Source organism: Aerococcus urinaehominis (assembly GCF_001543245.1).
GTDB lineage: Bacteria > Bacillota > Bacilli > Lactobacillales > Aerococcaceae > Aerococcus > Aerococcus urinaehominis.
Window position 1 is genome coordinate 1,628,419 of record NZ_CP014163.1, and the last position, 19,956, is coordinate 1,648,374.

The 19,956-nt window shown below is 48.2% G+C and carries 14 protein-coding genes; 11 read left to right on the forward strand and 3 right to left on the reverse strand.

The genetic code is table 11. The annotated features are described in order from the left end of the window. Positions 1–26 precede the first annotated feature (26 nt). Positions 27–2,363 carry an ABC transporter ATP-binding protein/permease gene (locus AWM75_RS07630; protein ID WP_067980407.1) on the reverse strand — a complete coding sequence of 779 codons (2,337 nt, stop codon included), beginning with the start codon at positions 2,361–2,363 and terminating at the stop codon, positions 27–29. Positions 2,364–2,562: 199 nt separating this feature from the next. Between AWM75_RS07630 and AWM75_RS07635 the strand changes: the two genes are divergently transcribed. The 3 genes from AWM75_RS07635 to AWM75_RS07645 all read left to right on the forward strand — a co-directional run bounded on the left by AWM75_RS07635 (position 2,563) and on the right by AWM75_RS07645 (position 6,880). Further along, positions 2,563–3,690: a helix-hairpin-helix domain-containing protein gene (locus AWM75_RS07635; protein ID WP_067980409.1), complete on the forward strand. Its 1,128-nt coding sequence runs from the start codon at positions 2,563–2,565 to the stop codon at positions 3,688–3,690. Between the two features lie 180 nt (positions 3,691–3,870). Then, the gene (locus tag AWM75_RS07640; protein WP_067980412.1) at positions 3,871–4,665 is read left to right on the forward strand and encodes a CPBP family intramembrane glutamic endopeptidase; all 795 of its coding nucleotides are present in this window, start codon (positions 3,871–3,873) and stop codon (positions 4,663–4,665) included. A 1,039-nt stretch (positions 4,666–5,704) separates the two neighbouring features. After that, complete coding sequence (locus AWM75_RS07645) at positions 5,705–6,880, forward strand: IS256 family transposase (protein ID WP_067980415.1); 1,176 nt, start codon at positions 5,705–5,707, stop codon at positions 6,878–6,880. A gap of 286 nt (positions 6,881–7,166) precedes the next feature. Here AWM75_RS07645 and brnQ read toward each other — a convergent pair whose 3' ends face one another. Then, positions 7,167–8,510 (reverse strand): branched-chain amino acid transport system II carrier protein, encoded by a 1,344-nt coding sequence (gene brnQ, locus AWM75_RS07650; RefSeq protein ID WP_067980418.1) that lies wholly within the window; start codon positions 8,508–8,510, stop codon positions 7,167–7,169. A 309-nt stretch (positions 8,511–8,819) separates the two neighbouring features. Between brnQ and AWM75_RS07655 the strand changes: the two genes are divergently transcribed. The 5 genes from AWM75_RS07655 (at position 8,820) to AWM75_RS07675 (ending at position 13,399) form a co-directional block, all read left to right on the forward strand. Continuing rightward, positions 8,820–9,965: an ABC transporter substrate-binding protein gene (locus AWM75_RS07655; RefSeq protein WP_082702096.1), complete on the forward strand. Its 1,146-nt coding sequence runs from the start codon at positions 8,820–8,822 to the stop codon at positions 9,963–9,965. Positions 9,966–10,079: 114 nt separating this feature from the next. Beyond that, positions 10,080–10,961: a branched-chain amino acid ABC transporter permease gene (locus AWM75_RS07660; RefSeq protein WP_067980427.1), complete on the forward strand. Its 882-nt coding sequence runs from the start codon at positions 10,080–10,082 to the stop codon at positions 10,959–10,961. Then, entirely contained in the window at positions 10,961–11,935 is a 975-nt protein-coding gene (locus AWM75_RS07665; RefSeq protein WP_067980429.1) for a branched-chain amino acid ABC transporter permease, read from the forward strand. The genes AWM75_RS07660 and AWM75_RS07665 overlap by 1 nt, the downstream gene beginning before the upstream one ends. After that, positions 11,935–12,687: an ABC transporter ATP-binding protein gene (locus tag AWM75_RS07670; RefSeq protein ID WP_067980432.1), complete on the forward strand. Its 753-nt coding sequence runs from the start codon at positions 11,935–11,937 to the stop codon at positions 12,685–12,687. The genes AWM75_RS07665 and AWM75_RS07670 overlap by 1 nt, the downstream gene beginning before the upstream one ends. 10 nt (positions 12,688–12,697) lie before the next feature. Next, positions 12,698–13,399, forward strand: a complete 702-nt coding sequence (locus tag AWM75_RS07675; protein WP_067980436.1) for an ABC transporter ATP-binding protein — start codon at positions 12,698–12,700, stop codon at positions 13,397–13,399. Between the two features lie 1,330 nt (positions 13,400–14,729). On the opposite strand, the gene AWM75_RS07680 is transcribed toward AWM75_RS07675, so the two are convergent. After that, positions 14,730–15,905 (reverse strand): IS256 family transposase, encoded by a 1,176-nt coding sequence (locus AWM75_RS07680; protein WP_067977262.1) that lies wholly within the window; start codon positions 15,903–15,905, stop codon positions 14,730–14,732. A gap of 442 nt (positions 15,906–16,347) precedes the next feature. Here AWM75_RS07680 and AWM75_RS07685 point away from each other — a divergent pair, with 442 nt between their 5' ends. The 3 genes from AWM75_RS07685 (at position 16,348) to AWM75_RS07695 (ending at position 18,926) form a co-directional block, all read left to right on the forward strand. Further along, positions 16,348–17,238 (forward strand): metallophosphoesterase family protein, encoded by an 891-nt coding sequence (locus AWM75_RS07685; RefSeq protein WP_067980439.1) that lies wholly within the window; start codon positions 16,348–16,350, stop codon positions 17,236–17,238. A gap of 126 nt (positions 17,239–17,364) precedes the next feature. Continuing rightward, positions 17,365–17,718: a zinc ribbon domain-containing protein YjdM gene (locus AWM75_RS07690; RefSeq protein ID WP_067980442.1), complete on the forward strand. Its 354-nt coding sequence runs from the start codon at positions 17,365–17,367 to the stop codon at positions 17,716–17,718. 572 nt (positions 17,719–18,290) lie between these two features. Beyond that, entirely contained in the window at positions 18,291–18,926 is a 636-nt protein-coding gene (locus AWM75_RS07695; RefSeq protein ID WP_067980446.1) for a hypothetical protein, read from the forward strand. The last annotated feature ends 1,030 nt before the right edge of the window (positions 18,927–19,956 follow it).

Below are 19,956 nucleotides of genomic sequence, written 5' to 3' on the forward strand. Positions count from 1 at the left end.
TGTTTTATTGTGCTGGATTTTATTTCCTAGTCTGCCCTTAAGGCCTCAGCCGCATCCTTATTGGCGGCCATGCGGGCGGGGATGTGGCCACCTAATACTGTGAGGACGGTGGCAGTAATTAGCAGGGCCAGGGCATGCCAAGGGTTGAGCTTGGCCACGCCAACTAGGCCGGTTAGGTTTTCAATCACCAAGTTAATTGGAACGGTGGCAGCATAGGCCACGCCGATCCCGATCAGGCCGGACAGGACCCCTAAAATCAGGGTTTCCGAGTCGAAGACCCGGGTGATGTCCTTCTTGCGGGCACCTAGGGCCTTGAGGACACCGATTTCCTTGGTCCGTTCTAGAACAGAGGTGTAGGTGATGATGGCGATCATAATCATGGAGGTGACTAGGGAGATGCCAGCGAAGGCGACCAGGACGTAGGTGATGGCATCCATGAGGCCACCGGTTAGTTCGGTCATGGTGCCGGCCAAGTCGGTATAGAGGATTTGGTCGGCCTCATCCTTGCCTTCATTATATTGGTCCAGGTAGGCGAGGACCTGGTCCTTGCTTTCAAAGTTACTTGGATAAACCATAATTGAGGTAGGTTGACCTGCAGCCCCTAAGCTGGTGAGGATTTGTGATTTTTGGTCGCCAGTCAGTTTTTGACCAGTCAGGATATTGCGGTCACTGTCTTGTTGGGCTTGGACAATTTCAGAGTCCTGGTTAATGTCAATGACCTGGCGGGTCAAGTCGTTAGCGTAGGCGATACCGGGGCTCAAGATGGCCATGGTGGCGTCGGGCTTGGCCCGGACCACGCCGGTGATGGTCAGGTCCTGGTTACCGTCCGCTTGGTAGACCGCCTGGGTGTTTGCTTTGGGCACGAATTGGCCGGATGGGACTTTTTCAAAGTAGTTGTCGTTGGCGATCCAGCGGACTTTGGTGCCGATAATTTGATCCATGTCCAGATTTTGGCCGTCTTTAATATCAAAGCCTAGGTTTTTCAAGGCATTGAGGTTAGTCTGATTGTGGTCATCGACGACTAGGACCAGGTCAGTGGCCTGGGTTGGTAATTGGCCGGCCAAGAGGTCGTAGTTGCTGGCTAGGAAGTTTTGGTCGCCATTGCCGACGTAATCAGGGAAGGTCGAACTGCCCAGGCCAGCATTGGCGGCGTAGAATTGTTCTACTTGGCCAGTGGCTGAATCCTGGTCAAAGTTGGAGAGGGTCACTGGCTGGATATCACCAGCAATTTCCCGCATCAGCTGCAAGTTAGTGGCCGTGTTGAAATTGATATAGGGGGCCAGGGCCGGGTCAATCTTTTTGACATAGTCGACAAAGTCCTGGTTGATATCATTTTCGTGCTGGGCGGCCTGGGCCCGGTCAGCGACGGCCGTGACCTGGTTAGTGTCCGGGTAGTCGGGCAGGTCGGCTTGGTCGCGGTCGATATTGGAAGGGTCCGAGGCCACTTGGGAGATGGTGATGGGGAACTGAGCCGTGGTTTCGGCCTGGGTGTCCTCAATTTCTTGTTGGAAACCGTTGGACAGGGACAGGACCACAGCAATGGAAATAATCCCAATACTGGAGGCAAAGGCGGTCAGGAAGGTCCGCCCTTTTTTGGCTTTAATATTATTGAAGGATAGTTTCAGGGCGGTCCAGTATGACATCTTGGTCCGCTTTAGTTGGAGGGTGTTGGCCTGGTCTTCATCCTGGTAGGGGTTGGAGTCGGCCATAATTTCCCCGTCCTTGAAGTGGACAATCCGGTTGGCGTAATTTTCGGCCAGGTCTTGGTCGTGGGTGACCATAATGACTAGTTTTTCCTGGGCCACTTCTTGGATGAGCTGCATGATTTGTTGGCCGGTTTTTGAGTCCAGGGCCCCAGTTGGTTCGTCACAGAGCAGGATGTCGGGGTCATTGGCCAGGGCCCGGGCGATAGCTACCCGCTGCATTTGACCACCAGACAACTGGCTGGGTTGCTTGTGGACCTGGTTAGCCAGGCCGACCCGGTCCAGGGCGTCCAAGGCCTTTTGGCGTTTGGTCTCATTGTCAAGTCCGGATAGGGTCATCCCCAGTTCGACATTGTTCAGGATGGTTAGGTGGCTGATCAGATTGTAGGACTGGAAGATAAAGCCAATGGTGTTGTTGCGGTAGGCATCCCAGTCCTGGTCCTGGAAGTCTTTGGTCGATTGGCCATTAATGACCATATCGCCTTGGTCGTAGGTGTCCAGGCCGCCTACCACATTGAGCAGGGTGGTTTTACCGGAACCCGAGGGCCCCAAAATCGCGACAAATTCCTGGGGCCGGAAATTAATCGACACCCCATCCAGGGCGTGGGTGGTGGTGTCGCCTACCTGGTAGGTCTTGCGCAGGTTTTTTAAAGTTAACATGCAAACATTCCTTTCTCTTACTCCTATATCTTAGGCAAAGAACTTGTAAAAAAGAAGTAATTAAGCTTGACCATTTACTTAAGATTTTCTTAGGCCAGTATTTATCTGGCCCGCTAGAGTTGGGGCTTGGCGGTTGGGGCAAGTCTTGTTAGAATAGGGATAAGAACTGGGATATTATCCCAAAGAATGGAGTAGTGGCATGAAGGACAAGCACGATGATGAGTTATACCAGGATTTTCTTGACTTTATTAGTCAGATGGCTGAGGAATTTACCGATGAAGAAGCGGCAGCTGAGGCCTATGTCAAGAACTATATGGATATTGACTATAATCACCTGGTCAAGTCAAGCGATGTCCATGCGATTTTAGAGGCGGTCCAATTAACGGATGACCCAAGCCAGCGCCAGGGGCTCTTGGACCGGGTGGCCCAGCTGGAGCCGGGAAATTTAACTGGCCAGATCTTGCGTTATCTGACCGGCCTAACCCCGCCGGATGACCTGGACGAGATGATGGCGCTTGAAAAGGCCTACCGAAAGCGCTACCACCAGCAACTGGCTAGCCAGAATTTGGATTCCACCATTAACTGGCCTTATTGCCAGTTTGTGACGATTTTGATTGAACTCTTAATTGACCAGCTTCTCTTTAAACGGGCTGAAAACTTGGCCAACCGGGTTTTAGACATCCTGCCTGAGGATGATTTGGGCATGCGCTTTCGTTTGATGACGATTTATGCCTTGACTGACCAGCCCAAACGGGCCCAGCATGTCTACCAGCAATTCGGGGGTGAAGCCGATGACCAGATGATGCTGGCCATGGTGGCGCCGGCCATTCTTGGTGATGAATTGGCCTATGCCCAGACTTTAATTAAGCGGCTCTGGCTGAAGAACTCAGCCGTGACCTTCTTCTTCCAGTCGGCACTAGGCTTTGAGGAGATCAACTTGGAGACCCTGCCCCTGGATGACAAGGGCCGGATGGCTGTTGACCATGGGCGCTTGGCCTTCTGCTTGTCTATTATGAGCCCGCTTTATGAGCGCAGTAGTTACCTCTACCGCCAGGTCCGCGACATCTTGGTCGACCTGGATCCCCAGGCCTTTACTTGGCGGCGGGACTTCTTCCGTGAGACGGCGGCCCGCCACGACCAGATTTTTGATCCCATATTTGAAGGGATTTCCGGCAACAAGGCCCGGATTCTGGTTGACGCTGGCCTGGGGTCTAAGGAGGATTTTGCTGACGTCACCCGGGACCAAGTCCTGGCCCTTGACGGTATCGGCCCTAAAACCCTGGACCAACTGGCTAGCAATGGGGTTATTTTCAAGGACCAAGACTAGCCGAGAGGTCTGGTGGTGGGCTGGGGTCATTGATAGTTTTTAGGTTTCGAGGGCTTGGGGGGCTGATTGTTTTGGCTTTTGGGCTGGCTGGATTATAATCAAGGTTTTGACCGGGGCTGCTTGGATTTGGCTGTGTTACAATGAAACAAGTAATGAAAACAGACCTTTAAGGAGGACTTTATGTCAGAAAAAAATTATCCCAATCTCTTTATTCGCTGCCTAGTGATGGTGGGTTATATCCTGCTGATTAATATTACCAATGGCCTGCCCATGATGACCTTGGCCCTGCCTAATGGCTGGGGGCTGGTGGTTGGTCTAGTGAGCCTGGTGGTTAGTTTTGCTATGATTTACTGGTTATTTTGCCAATACCGCAAGTGGGTGGTGGGCCAGCCCGGCTCTGACCAGCTTGCGCCGGACCAGCCACTTGGCGACCGCCAAGACCTGGCCGCTCAGCCGGCGGGTTCAGCAGCTGATAAAAATCAGGGCCGCTTAGCTGCTATCAAGGGCCTGGGCCAACCTAATGGCAAGCTGGTTGTGATCTACTTCCTAATTATGCGGGTGGTGGTGGCGGTCCTATCTTGGCTGATCCTCTACCTGAATGGCGATCAAACGACGGCTAACGACCAGGCCATTATTGATGCCTTTAGCCAGGGGTCAACGGTCGGCATCCTGGTGGCGTTAGTGGTTATGTGCCTGGTGGCGCCCCTGGCTGAGGAGCTGATTTTCCGCGGTTTGATGACCCACTATCTCTTCAAGGGTAAACAGACCCATTTGACGGCCATCGTGGCCAGTCTGCTTTTCTCTAGCGTCCACCTATCAACCAACTTCCTCTCCTTCTTCCTTTATTTTGCCATGGGCTATATCATGCACCGGGCCTACTTCCAGCGTATGAAGCTGGTTGATGCCATGGCAGTCCATGCCTTAAATAATTTCTTCGCCACCCTGGGCGTTTTCTACCTGATTTACTTTGGGTAAGTTTAGTTGAATAGGGTGTGAGGGCTGGCGTTTAGAACTGAATCCTTGGAATATAAGACGACCAATATCACAGATATTGTGTCGGATTTTATGAAAGGACTTCAGTTCTGCCAGACCGAACCCGACTAAAGGGTGTGAGCTTTGGCGCTCAGGAATGAATCACTGGAAGGAATGAGGCCAATAGCTGCAAGCTATTGAGACTAATTTCTGAAGTGACGTCATGCCTGCCAAGTCGAACCCGACTAAACAGGGTGCGAGCGTTGGCGCTTAGACCAGGATCCTTGGAACCCCAGGCTAGTAATATCGCAGATATTGTGTCGGATTTTATGAAAGGACTTCAGTTCTGCCAGACCGAACCCGACTAAAGGGTGTGGGGGCTGCTTTTTCAAAGCCGACTAGTGGCCCTGCTGACAAGTACATATGAACTAGAAACCGCCTAGCGCTAATTCTTAAGTGAGCTAGGCGGTTTTTTTTATGCTGCTGGTTTCAGGGATGAGTATTTTTGGCTGGTAGAATTCACTACTCTAACTAGGCGATAAGGGGTAGAGAATTGTCTACAAGGTGTGGCGCTGCCTTATTTGTTAAAATTCACTACCCTAATTGGGTGATGAGGGGCAGAGAAATTGTTTATAGTGTGTGGCCTGCCTTATTTGTTAGAATTTACTACTCTAATTAGGCGAGAAGGGGTAGAGAAATTGTCTATGAGGAGTAGCATTGCCTTGGTCGGTCAAAATCATTACCCTAACTAGGCGAAAAGGTGTAGAGAAATTGTCTTTAGAGCTGGGAATTTCCCAGCTGATGAAATTCACTACCCTAACTGGGTGATAAGGGGTAGAGAAACTGTTTATAGTATGTGTCCTGCCTTATTTGTTAGAATTCACTACCCTAATTAGGTGATAAAGGGCAGAGAAATTGGCTATAGGGTGTGACGTTGCCTTGGTCGGTGATTAAGTCCATATAATTGTGTAAAAAGAAAAACCATAATAATCTTTTTTGGTTACAATGTAATTGGCTAAAACACATTGAAAGGAAGATTATTATGGCTCAACTAAATATTACCCTAAACTTAGAAGAAATTACAGAGGCAGTTCTAAACAGTGATATGGATCAGATGATGAAGTCCCTAACTGTAACCATCTTTAATGCCTATATGCAAGCAGAGCGTGAGGAATTTATTAATGCTAAGCGCTATGAGCGCACAGATGACCGGAAAGATTATCGTAATGGCTCCTATAAAAGAAACTTTAAAACAAAGGTAGGGACTGTTGAACTGGATGTCCCTCGGACACGATCAGGAGAATTTGATACCAAGCTATTCGATAAATATCAACGTATGGACAAGGCCTTTGTGGCTGTTTTAACCGAAATGTATATTAATGGGGTCTCAACACGCCGTATTAAGAAGGTTGTTGAAACACTCTGTGGCGAAGGTGTTTCTAAATCATTTGTCTCTTCAGTAAATAAAAACTTGGACCCTGCTGTTTTCGAATTTAAAGGGCGTTCCCTAACACATACGAATTTTCGATATGTTTATGTCGATGCCATGTATATTAAAGTTCGCGAAAACCATCGTTCTGTCTTTAAAGGTGTTTATATTGCTCAGGGTATTAACGATGATAATCGTCGCGAAATTATCGGCTTTATGATTGCTGATAATGAATCAGAAGAAAACTGGAAGAACTTCTTCCTTGATTTAAAGGCCAGAGGCCTAACTAAACCAACATTAATTATATCTGACGCCCACAAGGGACTAAAATCAGCGATTAGTAATCAATTTTTAGGCACTACCTGGCAACGGTGTACGGTTCATTTTCTACGTAATATTTTAGCTCATTTTCCAAAAAAGGATTGCAGTCATGAGAGAAGTCTTCTAAAGAGAATATTTAATGCTGATAGTCAACAAAGAGCGCGAGAGTTAAAATTTGAATTTGTAGAATACGTTAGTGGCAATGAGAAATATGACAAAGCTGTTAATACGCTAGAGGAAGGCTTCGAAGATGCTATCCCATACTTATTAGAACCCACACCTTATCGCGTTTCACTGAAAACAACTAACAGTCTAGAAAGGCTAAATCGAGAAATTAGAAGAAGAGAGAAAGTTGTCGGCCTCTTTCCTAATATAGAGGCTGCGGAGCGACTTATAGGAAGTGTATTGCTTGATTTGCATGAATATTGGGAGACATGTCCTCATAAATTCTTTAATAACATAGTCTAAATATTTATACCCACCAATTACATTCTATAATTTACACAAGATTGTGGACTTGACATGGTCGGTCAAAATTACTCCCCTAACTAAGCGAAAAGAGCTAGTGAAGCTAGCTTTAGCGGCACTGATTTTCTAACTATCCTAAATCACTCCTCTAACTAGGCGCGTTCGTGTAGTGAATATCGTTTCACCACCAAGCGCTGTGTGCCAGCCTTGAATTAGCCTTTAAAATAAAACAGCCCCGTCCCTGATGCTTTCATCAAGGGCGGGGCTGTTAGTTTATTTAACTGGATTAAGCTCGCTGGCGGTTGTTGAGCCAGAGACCTACTAGGATACCGATTAGGGCTGGGAGGATCCAGCCAAAGCCGACGCCATAGAGGGGCAGGTAGCTGGTGGCCCAAGCTTGGACGGCTGTACCTAGGCCGGACTCAGATAAGACGGCTGGGGCGGTCCGGATAAAATCGACCAGGGCTGGCACCAGGGTAAAGGCGGTGGCTGCTTGGTAGACGCGCGGTCCTTGCCAACGATAAGGCAGGAGGGCGACCACAATCAGGACGATGGCCAGCGGGTAGAGCAGCATGAGGACAGGTAGGGATAATTGAATGATAGCGGTTAGACCGATGTTGGCGACGCCAAATCCGACCAGGCTGGCGATGATGGCCCAGGCCCGTTGGCTGATAAGGTTAGGGAACATGCCGGCAAAGGTTTCGGATAGGGCCACAATTAGGCCGATAGCGGTCTTGAGACAGGCCACAAACATCAGGAGGGCCAAGAGGACTTGACCGGCCTGGCCAAAGTAGTGTTGGGTGATTTGTGACAGGGCAATACCGCCGTTTTCAGCTAGGGGCAGGTAGTTGCGTGACTGCCAGCCTAAGAGGGCCAATGCCAGGTAGATAATTGACATCAACAAGATAGCTAGGAAGCCAGATTTGACCACTTCAACGGCGACCAGGCGGCCTTCTTTGACGCCAAAATCCTGGATGGCCTTAATCACGATAATTCCGAAGGCCAAACCTGCCAGGGAGTCCATGGTGTTGTAACCTTCTAAGAGCCCGGTTGTCAAGGCTTGGCCGGCAAAATTACCAGTCGCCATTTGGCTGGTGTCCAAACCGGCTGGATCGAGCCAGGCGCGGATGACAATGACCAGTAAGAGGGCCAGGAAAATCGGGGTCAGGTACTTACCTACCCATTCGATAATCCGCGATGGGCGCAGGGCCAAAAAAAGGGCCAGGGCAAAGAATATTAAGGAATAGCTAAAGAGACCCAGGCCTTGCTGGTTGGCCGGGACGAAGCTGGTCAGGCCAACTTCATAGGAGACGGTGGCCAAACGGGGAATGGCAAAGAAGGGGCCGATGGTTAGGTACAAGGCAATGGTAAAGAAGTAGCCAAAGGGTTTAGATACCCGGCTGGCCAGGGTCATGACCGAATCTGACCCGGAAATCCCCATGGCGGCAATGGCCAAGAGGGGCAGGCCGACAGCTGTCAGGTTAAAGCCCAGACTGGCGATCAGGGTCTGGTTGGCAGCGGCTTGACCGAGGAAAATGGGAAAGATAATATTACCGGCACCAAAAAAGAGGCCGAACAACATGAGTGCGGTGACCAGTCGCTGGCTGCGACTGAGGGATTGTTTTTTCATAATGTAACTCCTCCTAATTATAAAGTTAAATTATACCATCATTGGTCAATTGTATGAATTGTTAGTTATTAAGAAACAATTAAAAAAAGTTTAAGAGTGGCTGGATATTTTTCACAAGCCACCGGTCGATAAAAGTTTTTATTTGCTATATTTAGCCAACAAACTTCACAAAGTCCGTGATAACAGTCTTTTTAAATTTTATAACAATTCTAATCTGTCAAAATTGACAGAAAATTCGAAAATTGACTTGCATTATTCTTAAGAATGCGTAAAATAATCTTTAACAAATTATTTGGGGAGGAAAAAACAATGAAGAAGAAATCTTTGTTTGGCTTGGCAGCTTCTGCCATGCTTCTATTGGCCGCTTGTGGCGGCGGTGGCGGAAATTCTGCCGGCAATGCGAGTGGGGACGCGGATACTGCTAAATTCGGTTTAGTGACGATTTTATCTGGTAACGCGGCGGCTTATGGTACTTCTATTAAAGAGGGTGCTGAGTTAGCCGTTGAAGAAATTAACCAAAAGGGTGACGGTCAAGTTGAACTGATTGTCGAAGATGACAAGGGTGACAAGAATGAGACCATCAACGCCGTCAACAAGCTGATCCACTCTGACAATGTCTTAGCCATTGAAGGGCCAACTTTATCAGGTCAAATGTTTGCGGCTGGCCCAATTGGCCAAGAAGCGGGCGTGACCATGCTGGGAACCTCAACCACAGCTGAAGGTATCACTGATATCGGTGACTACATCTTCCGTAACTCCATTCCTGAGTCAACGGCAGTTGCTGAAGCCGTTCGCCAGTCACACGATGAATTAGGCTACAAGACAGCTGCCGTCCTTTATTCACAAAACAACGACATGATGGTATCTGTTAACAATACCCTGCAAGATACCTTTAATGAAGTTGGGGTAGAAGTGGTAACCACCGAAACCTTTGCGGATGGCGATACAGACTTCTCAGCCCAATTAACTAACATCAAGGCGAAAAATCCAGACGTAATTGCGGTGGCTTCGCTTTACCAAGAGGGGGCTCTCATCGTTAAGAAGGCCCGGGAAATGGGGCTAAACCAACCAATCGTTGGCTCTAACGGCTTTAACTCACCTGAGTTTATCGAACAAGCTGGAGCAGCGGCTGACGGTTCTATTGTTGGGACACCTTGGTTCCCAGACCGCGATTCTGACAAGGTCCGTGACTTCAACGCTAACTACGAAGCTAAGTACGGCAAGAAGCCTGACCAATTTGCGGCCCAATCTTATGACGCCATCTACCTGCTTTACCAAGCTTGGTTAGATTCAGGCAAGACCCAAGACCGGGCAGCCTTCCGCGACGCCTTAGCCAACATCGATACCATTGAAGGGGTAACCGGTGACTTCAAGTTCACTGAAAAAGGTGACCCAGAAATGGCCGTACAAGTCTTGAAGATTGAAGATGGCCAATTTACAGAATTAAGTGAATAACATAAACGGGCAGGAATAAGATAAATTGTTCCTGCTCTGTTTATTTATCTAATGCGCGTTCATTTAATCACAAACAAAAAATTTCATTTACTATCCATGCAAAGGAGGAAACATATGTTTATCCAACAATTGGTTAATGGCCTGACACTCGGGTCAACTTACGCCATTTTCGCTATTGGTTACACCCTGATTCTGGGGGTTTTGGGCATTATCAATATGGCCCATGGGGAAATCTTCATGTTCGGTGCCTATACGGCCCTCATCCTAGTTTCCCGCTACCAAGTTAATATTTTCCTGGCTCTTTTAGTGGCTATGGTGGTCGGGGCAATCCTTGGCTTCCTGCTAGAATTCCTAGCCTTCCGTCCGCTTAGACGGGCTAATGTGTCGCATTTGGCGCCGCTGATTTCAACTATCGGGATTTCCTTGATTTTAGAAAACCTGGCCTTGAATCTGTTTGGCCCGCAAACCCATGCCTTCCCTAAGGTGTTAGATGACTATGCCTTCTCAATTGGGGATGTTAATGTCTCTAAGGTCCAAGTGGTCTCATTCCTAACAGCTATTATTTTAATGGTGATTATTTCTTATGTGATCAACAAGACCAAGGTTGGTAAAGGCATCCGGGCCACTTCGGAAAATCCGGAAACGGCTGAGTTACTAGGCATCAACACCTCACGGACCATTACCATGACCGTTATGCTGGCTTCGGCCTTGGGTGCGGCTTCAGGTGTCTTGATGGGGCTAACCTATGATGCCATTTCACCAACCATGGGGGGCCAAATGTCCTTCAAGGGACTGGCGGTTGTTATCCTGGGTGGTCTGGGTAATATCAACGGGGCCGTAATTGGCGGTTTCATTTTAGGGATTGCTGAGGTCTTCACCGTGGCTTACGGGGCCTCTGCTTGGCGCGATGCCATTGCCTTTATCCTAATTATTATCCTCTTGTTCTTCCGTCCCCAAGGTCTCTTTGGCGGCATCAAGAAAGGCGGTCGACCTTAATGAGCTTTTTGAATCCATATTATCTACAAGTTGCCATGTTCGCCTTGATTAATGCGATCGCGGCTATTTCAGTTTTTATTGTTCTCCAGTCGGGCCAGGTGTCTTTGGGTTCGGCCGGTTTTATGTCGATTGGGGCCTACACCTCAGCGATTTTGACTATGAATTACAATGTGCCCATGTTCCTATCCATTTTGATTGGGGCCATTGTGGCGGCGGTTGTTTCCCTGATTATCGGGGTGCCAACCACTAAACTATCCGGTCTTTATTTGACCATTGCCACCATTGGCTTCTCTGAAGTGGTCCGGGTCCTCTTTTTAAACCTGGAAATCACCAACGGGGCCCTGGGGCTATCAGGCATTCCGTCCCTGGGTCAAGAAGTGACCAACCTATTGGCCGGTTGGGGGCTGTTAAATACTGGCATCCAGTACAACCAACTGCAATCACTGGTTCAAATTGTCATTGTGGCCTTGATTATGGCCGTGATTGTCTACTTGTGGCTAAACTTAGAGCAATCTAAAATCGGCCGGGCCTTCCTGGCGGTTAAGGCGGACAACCATGCCGCTGAGTTGGCCGGGATCAATGTGGCCAAGTACAAGTTGACCTCCTTTGTCCTATCAGCCTTTGTGGCTGGGGTAGCGGGTGCCCTCTTTGCTCACGCCACTAACTTTATCAACCCGGGCGACTTTGACTTCAGCCTGTCAGTGGACAACCTCTTGTGCGTGGTCTTCGGTGGTTCGGACGTGATTTGGGGACCAATCCTGGGGTCAATTGTGCTGACAGCCTTGCCAGAAATGCTGCGCTTTATGGCCGAATGGCGGGATATGATTTACGGTATCCTGCTGGTCTTGCTCTTGATTTTCCGGACGGACGGGATTATTACCGTGGATATGGTGCGGCGGTTGCGGGCCAAACGCCAGGCTGGTAAAACCCCTGACTATGTGACAGCTAATCAAAAAGATAAGGAGGGTGCCTAATGTTACTGACACTTGAACATGTTGCCAAGGAATTTGGTGGGGTGGTGGCCTTAAAGGACGTCTCCTTTGCCGTCAAGGACCAAGAAATCTTTGGCATTATCGGGCCAAATGGGGCCGGCAAGACCACCCTCTTTAATATGATTACCGGCGTTTTCCCAGTCACCCGCGGCGAGATGACCATGGCTGGCCAGGATATCAACGGCCTCAAGTCCCATGAAATCGTTAAGCGCGGCATCAGCCGGACCTTCCAAAATATTCGCTTGTTTGACCAGATGACTGCCATTGAAAACGTGGTAGTGGGCATGCATAGCGAGTTGGATGCCAACTTTATGACCTCGATCTTTAAGACCAAGGCCCAGCGCCAGGAAGAGGCGGCGGCCTTTGCCAAGGCTTATCAGTTGCTTGAAATGGTGGGCTTGGAGACTTTCGCGGAAGACCTGGCCGGGTCCCTGCCGTATGGGGCCCAACGCCGGCTTGAAATCGCCCGGGCCATGGCGGCTGATCCGAAGCTCTTATTATTGGATGAGCCGGCAGCCGGGATGAACGACTCGGAAACGGCCGACCTGATGGCCTTGATTCGTAAAATCAACGATATGGGCGTGACTATCATCGTGATCGAGCACGATATGAACCTAATGATGGAAATTTGTGACCGGATTGTGGCCATTAATTTCGGGGTCAAGATCGCGGACGGCACGCCAGCTGAAATTCAAAATGACCAGGCTGTTATCGATGCCTACTTAGGCGAATAGGAGGGCTTTTATGTTAAAAATAGACCAGGTACAAGCGGGCTATGGCAATATCATAGCCTTAAAAGAAATTTCCCTAGCGGTTGAAGCCGGTCAGATTGTTTCCCTGATTGGGGCCAATGGGGCAGGTAAGTCAACCCTGATGAAGACCATCATGCAGGTGATTAAACCTAAGTCTGGCCAGGTCACCTTTATGGACCAATCCTTGACCAGCCTGCCGACTTATAAAGTCGTGGACGCCGGCATTGCCTTGGTGCCAGAGGGCCGGCAAATCCTGGAATCCATGACCGTATTGGAAAACCTCGAAATGGGGGCCTTCCAGCGGACTGACGATGAAATTGACCAGGATATTGAAAAGATTTTTAGCCAGTTCCCAATTTTAAAAGAACGGCAAAAACAATTGGGCGGGACCCTGTCTGGTGGCCAGCAGCAGATGCTAGCCATTGGCCGGGCCCTGATGTCGCGGCCGCAGCTGCTCTTGTTGGATGAGCCATCCATGGGGCTAGCGCCCTTGGTGGTTAAAGAAATTTTTGAGGTCATCCAGCAGATCAACCAGGGCGGCATGACCGTCCTCTTGGTTGAGCAAAATGCTTCTAAGGCCCTGGAAATTGCCGACTACGCTTATGTGATGGAAACCGGCAAGATTGTTTTAGAAGGGGCCGGCCCTGACTTGGCCGCCGACCCGCGGGTTAAGGCTGCTTATCTGGGCGGCTAGCTTATAATTTTACTTTTGTGAGGGCTGGGGCCGGGTCCCCAGCCTTTTTATTGTGGTCTTTGTCGGCTGGCGGCTTTGCTTGTCGGCTTTGGCTGGCTTTTGCTGGGCTGGCTGGCCTATTTGAGGCGGCGGACTTCGGTTTAGCTTAGGCGGAGCTTGGCGTGCGGTTTAGTTTAGGGGAGCTCGGTGTGCGTGTTTGGTGGGCGGCTCAGCCTAGGGGGCCATAGCGCAGGGTTCAACTTAGGGAGCCTTGGCGCTTAACTAGCCTAAGTGCGCTAGCTAAGCTATTTGGGGTTCGGGTTTCTTGGTTAGCTGTAGCGGCTGTGGCCCTGAACTAGCTTAAGTGTGTTAGTTAAGCTACTTGGGGTGGCGGATTTTCCGCTTATTGGCGCGGCTGCGGCGCTGAACTAGCTTAAGTGCGTTAGTTAAGCTACTTGAGGTTCGAGTTTTCTGGTTAGCTGTAGCGGATGTGGCGCTGAACTAGCTTAAGTGTGTTAGTTAAGCTACTTGGGGTGGCGGATTTTCCGCTTATTGACGCGGCTGCGGCGCTTAACTAGCCTAAGTGCGCTAGCTAAGCTATTTGGGGTTCGGGTTTCTTGGTTAGCTGTAGCGGCTGTGGCCCTGAACTAGCTTAAGTGTGTTAGTTAAGCTACTTGGGGTGGCGGATTTTCCGCTTATTGACGCGGCTGCGGCGCTGAACTAGCTTAAGTGCGTTAGTTAAGCTACTTGAGGTTCGAGTTTTCTGGTTAGCTGTAGCGGATGTGGCGCTGAACTAGCTTAAGTGTGTTAGTTAAGCTACTTGGGGTGGCGGATTTTCCGCTTATTGACGCGGCTGCGGCGCTGAACTAGCTTAAGTGCGCTAGTTAAGCTATTTGGGGTTCGGGTTTTCTGGTTAGCTGTAGCGGCTGTGGCCCTGAACTATCTTAAGTGTGTTAGTTAAGCTACTTGGGGTGGCGGATTTTCCGCTTATTGACGCGGCTGCGGCGCTGAACTAGCTTAAGTGCGTTAGTTAAGCTACTTGAGGTTCGAGTTTTCTGGTTAGCTGTAGCGGATGTGGCGCTGAACTAGCTTAAGTGTGTTAGTTAAGCTACTTGGGGTGGCGGATTTTCCGCTTATTGACGCGGCTGCGGCGCTGAAGTAGCCTAAGTGCTTTAGTTAAGCTATTTGAGGCGGTGTATTTTCCGCTTATTGGCTCGACTACGGCGCTGAACTAGCTTAAGTGTGTTAGTTAAGCTACTTGAGGTGGCGGATTTTCCGCTTATTGACGCGGCTGCGTGTCAAGTCCACAATCTTGTGTAAATTATAGAATGTAATTGGTGGGTATAAATATTTAGACTATGTTATTAAAGAATTTATGAGGACATGTCTCCCAATATTCATGCAAATCAAGCAATACACTTCCTATAAGTCGCTCCGCAGCCTCTATATTAGGAAAGAGGCCGACAACTTTCTCTCTTCTTCTAATTTCTCGATTTAGCCTTTCTAGACTGTTAGTTGTTTTCAGTGAAACGCGATAAGGTGTGGGTTCTAATAAGTATGGGATAGCATCTTCGAAGCCTTCCTCTAGCGTATTAACAGCTTTGTCATATTTCTCATTGCCACTAACGTATTCTACAAATTCAAATTTTAACTCTCGCGCTCTTTGTTGACTATCAGCATTAAATATTCTCTTTAGAAGACTTCTCTCATGACTGCAATCCTTTTTTGGAAAATGAGCTAAAATATTACGTAGAAAATGAACCGTACACCGTTGCCAGGTAGTGCCTAAAAATTGATTACTAATCGCTGATTTTAGTCCCTTGTGGGCGTCAGATATAATTAATGTTGGTTTAGTTAGGCCTCTGGCCTTTAAATCAAGGAAGAAGTTCTTCCAGTTTTCTTCTGATTCATTATCAGCAATCATAAAGCCGATAATTTCGCGACGATTATCATCGTTAATACCCTGAGCAATATAAACACCTTTAGAGACAGAACGATGGTTTTCGCGAACTTTAATATACATGGCATCGACATAAACATATCGAAAATTCGTATGTGTTAGGGAACGCCCTTTAAATTCGAAAACAGCAGGGTCCAAGTTTTTATTTACTGAAGAGACAAATGATTTAGAAACACCTTCGCCACAGAGTGTTTCAACAACCTTCTTAATACGGCGTGTTGAGACCCCATTAATATACATTTCGGTTAAAACAGCCACAAAGGCCTTGTCCATACGTTGATATTTATCGAATAGCTTGGTATCAAATTCTCCTGATCGTGTCCGAGGGACATCCAGTTCAACAGTCCCTACCTTTGTTTTAAAGTTTCTTTTATAGGAGCCATTACGATAATCTTTCCGGTCATCTGTGCGCTCATAGCGCTTAGCATTAATAAATTCCTCACGCTCTGCTTGCATATAGGCATTAAAGATGGTTACAGTTAGGGACTTCATCATCTGATCCATATCACTGTTTAGAACTGCCTCTGTAATTTCTTCTAAGTTTAGGGTAATATTTAGTTGAGCCATAATAATCTTCCTTTCAATGTGTTTTAGCCAATTACATTGTAACCAAAAAAGATTATTATGGTTTTTCTTTTTACACAATTATATGGACTTAATCGGCTGCGGCGCTGAACTAGCTTAAGTGTGTTAGTTAAGCTACTTGGGGTTCGAGTTTTCTGGTTAACTGTAGCGGATGTGGCCCTGAACTAGCCTAAGTGCGTTAGTTAAGCTATTTGAGGCGGTGGATTTTGGTCAGAATTTGCTAGAGGCTGGCCTGAACTAGCTTAATTGGCTTAGTTTGGCTACTTGCGGCCAAGGATCTTGGTTGATCAGGCAGACTGGCAGGGGCCGGGCTTGTCAAGCCTAATATTTGACAAAAGTTAACAGAAGATTTACACAACCTTTACAGGATATTTGTAATGGCGTGCTATGATTATCGTAATTAGCAAAGGAGGTGAGGCTGGACATGCGATTTGCCATTGTAACTGAGGACCAACCCGGTTCTAGTCATTTTCACGAGGTTTTTGCGCCGATTTTTACGAGTATTTTGTTTTTTGATCAATTAAAGGCGGTTGATGTCGTCTTTCAGCTGGGGAATTCGACCCGGCATGGCCAGCCCCATCTTGACCAGAACAATTCTTACTTTAATGAGCTGGTGCGCTTAGACCAGGCGGGTATTGACTTTGTCCCGCTGGTGGGGCCTAAGGATTATGACCGAGATTTTAGCCCGCAAATGCCGGGGCGGCAACTGGCGGCCTTTAACCGCTTGTATGAATCCCGCAACCAGCAGCTGGCTCAAATTCGCTACCAGGCTGATTCGATCGCCAACGTGGCCTACTTCGCGGACAAGCTGATTTTCCTGGTTTTGGATTATTGTCCTGACGACCAAGTGCGGGCCTGGGCGCGGCAGCTTTTATGGGACCACCAGGACCAGGCGGCGGTGGTCATGACCCACGACTACCGGGGGCCGGATGGGCCACAAGCGGGCGCTACTGATTTAGACCGCTTCGTCCAGGCAAATAGCCGAGCCCTTTGGCAAGAGCTAATCAGTCCTAGCCCCAATGTGCGCTTGGTTTTGGCTGGACACCGTGGTCAGGCCAGCATCTACAAGCAGGTTGACTTGGGCCAGGCCAATAATTTGGTCACCCAGGTCTTTTGCAACTGGCAGTCTGAAAATTTTGCCGGGGAGGGGCGTTATGGCCTGGTCGATATTGAGGACGATCTTGTTACCATCAAGGTTTGTAATCCAGTCGGTCAAACCATCGAGGGCCTGGCTTCCTTTTCCATTCGCGAGAGTCAAGTTATGGCCGACCCCTTTATCAAGACGGCCCGCTACCTGGACTTGGCTAGGGACTAGGGGTCTGACGACTAGCAGCCAGCTAAAGGTCGAGGTAGCTAATTTTTCCTCGGCTCGTCAGCTGGCTATTTATTTTAGCCGGGTTTTTTGGTAGTATATAAGCATTAGTGACGAGGAGGAAAATAAATGTCAGATATGCCTAATTGCCCGAATTGTGAGTCAGACTTGACCTACCACGATGGCCAAAATTTTGTCTGCCCCATGTGTGGTCATGAATGGGCAGAAGCTGAGGAGGCCGCCAGTGAAGACGCGGTTGACCAAGCGCCGGTGGTTAGAGATGCCAACGGTAATGTATTACAAGATGGGGACACCGTGATTGTCATCAAGGACCTCAAATTATCCGCCAGCCAAACCATTAAGCAAGGCACTAAAGTGACCGGCATTCGTTTGGTGGAAGAACCGGTTAACGGCCACGATATCGACTGCCGCATTAAAGGCATCGGCGCCGTCATGCTCAAGTCAGAATTCGTTAAGAAATAACAGGGTGCGAGAAAAGTCGTTTAGGGCTGAATCGTTGGAGCAAAATCTGAATGATATCTGAAAGATATCATCGGATTTTGTGAAACGACGCGAAGCTAGTGCGTTAGCCGCATGTCAGCCCTGACTTTTCGAACCCGACTAAAACAGGGTGTGACGACCGGCGCATTGAACTGGTGCACTGGCGTAAACTAGGAGCATTATTTGCAGGATAATTTGTCTCAGTTTGCGAAGTGACAGCCAGTTCAGCTGGACGGAGCCCGACTAAACCAGGGTGTGAGAAAAAGCGCTTTGAACTGATTTGCTGGAGCATAAAGCGATTCATATCGCAGATATGATATCGATTTATGTGAAGCAACATCAGTTCAGCTTGTTTGCTATAGCCGTAGCATTTTTTAATGCGTATGGATATAGTATGCTTGCTCAAACCCAACTAACAGGGTGCGAGCTTCGGTGTTAACCACCAAAGCTAGTTGAACTAAAAGTAGAAAATCTTAAGAAGGCTGTGACCAAGGTCACAGCTCTTTCACTTTAAGCAAGTCAAGTTAAGCAAATAAGGAAAGGAGGCTGCCACCATGAAAAGACGCGTTGAGAATATTACTTTGATTGTGATTGCTTTGGTCCTGGTGGCTGCCTTCTTTGTCAGCCGGCCGGATAATATCTTTAACCGGGACTGGGAGCAACTTTTGTCTGGGCAAGGTCCCTTGACCGGCCAGGAAATTGAGAAGCGGCTAGGTCCGCCCGACCAACGCCGCCAGTATGATGGCCGCGATTATTGGCATTATGACAATGAGATTGGCCTGGTCTTTAGTCGTGACCGCCAGGGCCAGCTCCGCCTGCAACAGGTGATTGACTACCACCATAAATCGCGCCAATACAGCGACCAGGATATTTATAACCGCCTGTATTTTGCCAACCAGCTGGTGGCAAACCAGGCCGACCAGCCCGGTCAAGACCAGGTTTTCTTGCAGGCGCTAGAGGAGGGGGTCAATCGGTCGATTATTAGCTTCCCCAATGGCACCAGTGGTCATGGTCAAACCACTAATATTTTGGAATCGCCTCATTTGAAGCTGATGGTTAACAGCCGCCAGGCCCAGCTGTTGGACAAGCGGACCAAGGTGGTTTACCTGCTCCGCCCCGACTATGTTGACAGCGGGGGCGAGATTTTCTCCTACCAAGACCTGCACAAGCGCCTGACTGGATTAAACTAGTTGGACTGATTAGCAGGCCAGGTATAAATAATATGATGACAAGACCGCTTGCCTGCGGTCTTTTTTTTGTGGGAAATTTTATCTTTTTGGCCGGCGCCTTAAAGCTATCGGCATGGCATTAAGTCCACCTCGGCGCCAGTCTCAGTTAATTTTGCCTTTAGTGGACTTTGAAGGCGGGGGTTGAGCTGGTCTGTCTGCCATTCTCGGCTAATTTTTGTTTTAGCGGACTTTGGAGGTGAGGTTTGAGCTGGTCTGCCGTCCATTCTCATCTAACTTTTCTTTTAGCGTATTTTGAAAACAAGGTTTGAGTTAAGTCAATCGCCAATCTTAGCTAATTCTGCCTTTAGCAGACTTTGAAGGTGGGGGTTGAACTGGTCTGTCTGCCATTCTCGGCTAATTTTTGTTTTAGCTGACTTTGAAGGCGGAGATTGAACTAGTCTGTTGTTCATTCTTATCTAACTTTTGTTTTAGCTGACTTTGAAGGCGGAGATTGAACTAGTCTGTTGCTCATTCTTATCTAACTTTTGTTTTAGCTGACTTTGGAGGCGGGTGTTGAGCTGGTTAGTTGCTCATTCTTATCTAACTTTTCTTTTAGCTGACTTTGCAGGCGGAGATTGAACTAGTCTGTTGCTCATTCTCATCTAACTTTTCTTTTAGCGGATTTTGAAAACAAGGTTTGAGTTAAGTCAATCGCCAATCTTAGCTAATTCTGCTTTTAGCAGACTTTGAAGGCGGAGGTTTAGCAGATCTGTTGCTCATTCTTAGCTAATTTATGTTTTAGATGACTTTGAAGGCGGGTGTTGAGCTGGTCTGCTGTCCATTCTCATCTAACTTTTGTTTTAGCGGACATTGGAGGTAGGATTCGAGTTAAGTCAATCGCCAATCTTAGCTAATTCTGCTTTTAGCAGACTTTGAAGGCGGAGGTTTAGCAGATCTGTTGCTCATTCTTAGCTAATTTATGTTTTAGATGACTTTGAAGGCAGGATTCGAGCTAAGGCGAGATTAAGTCCATATAATTGTGTAAAAAGAA

What these genes read in the sequence shown, in the direction of transcription:
- AWM75_RS07630 (WP_067980407.1), bottom strand. Translation starts at nt 2,363, where the DNA reads ATGTTAACTTTAAAAAACCTGCGCAAGACCTACCAGGTAGGCGACACC.
- AWM75_RS07635 (WP_067980409.1), top strand. Translation starts at nt 2,563, where the DNA reads ATGAAGGACAAGCACGATGATGAGTTATACCAGGATTTTCTTGACTTT.
- AWM75_RS07640 (WP_067980412.1), top strand. Translation starts at nt 3,871, where the DNA reads ATGTCAGAAAAAAATTATCCCAATCTCTTTATTCGCTGCCTAGTGATG.
- AWM75_RS07645 (WP_067980415.1), top strand. Translation starts at nt 5,705, where the DNA reads ATGGCTCAACTAAATATTACCCTAAACTTAGAAGAAATTACAGAGGCA.
- brnQ (WP_067980418.1), bottom strand. Translation starts at nt 8,510, where the DNA reads ATGAAAAAACAATCCCTCAGTCGCAGCCAGCGACTGGTCACCGCACTC.
- AWM75_RS07655 (WP_082702096.1), top strand. Translation starts at nt 8,820, where the DNA reads ATGAAGAAGAAATCTTTGTTTGGCTTGGCAGCTTCTGCCATGCTTCTA.
- AWM75_RS07660 (WP_067980427.1), top strand. Translation starts at nt 10,080, where the DNA reads ATGTTTATCCAACAATTGGTTAATGGCCTGACACTCGGGTCAACTTAC.
- AWM75_RS07665 (WP_067980429.1), top strand. Translation starts at nt 10,961, where the DNA reads ATGAGCTTTTTGAATCCATATTATCTACAAGTTGCCATGTTCGCCTTG.
- AWM75_RS07670 (WP_067980432.1), top strand. Translation starts at nt 11,935, where the DNA reads ATGTTACTGACACTTGAACATGTTGCCAAGGAATTTGGTGGGGTGGTG.
- AWM75_RS07675 (WP_067980436.1), top strand. Translation starts at nt 12,698, where the DNA reads ATGTTAAAAATAGACCAGGTACAAGCGGGCTATGGCAATATCATAGCC.
- AWM75_RS07680 (WP_067977262.1), bottom strand. Translation starts at nt 15,905, where the DNA reads ATGGCTCAACTAAATATTACCCTAAACTTAGAAGAAATTACAGAGGCA.
- AWM75_RS07685 (WP_067980439.1), top strand. Translation starts at nt 16,348, where the DNA reads ATGCGATTTGCCATTGTAACTGAGGACCAACCCGGTTCTAGTCATTTT.
- AWM75_RS07690 (WP_067980442.1), top strand. Translation starts at nt 17,365, where the DNA reads ATGTCAGATATGCCTAATTGCCCGAATTGTGAGTCAGACTTGACCTAC.
- AWM75_RS07695 (WP_067980446.1), top strand. Translation starts at nt 18,291, where the DNA reads ATGAAAAGACGCGTTGAGAATATTACTTTGATTGTGATTGCTTTGGTC.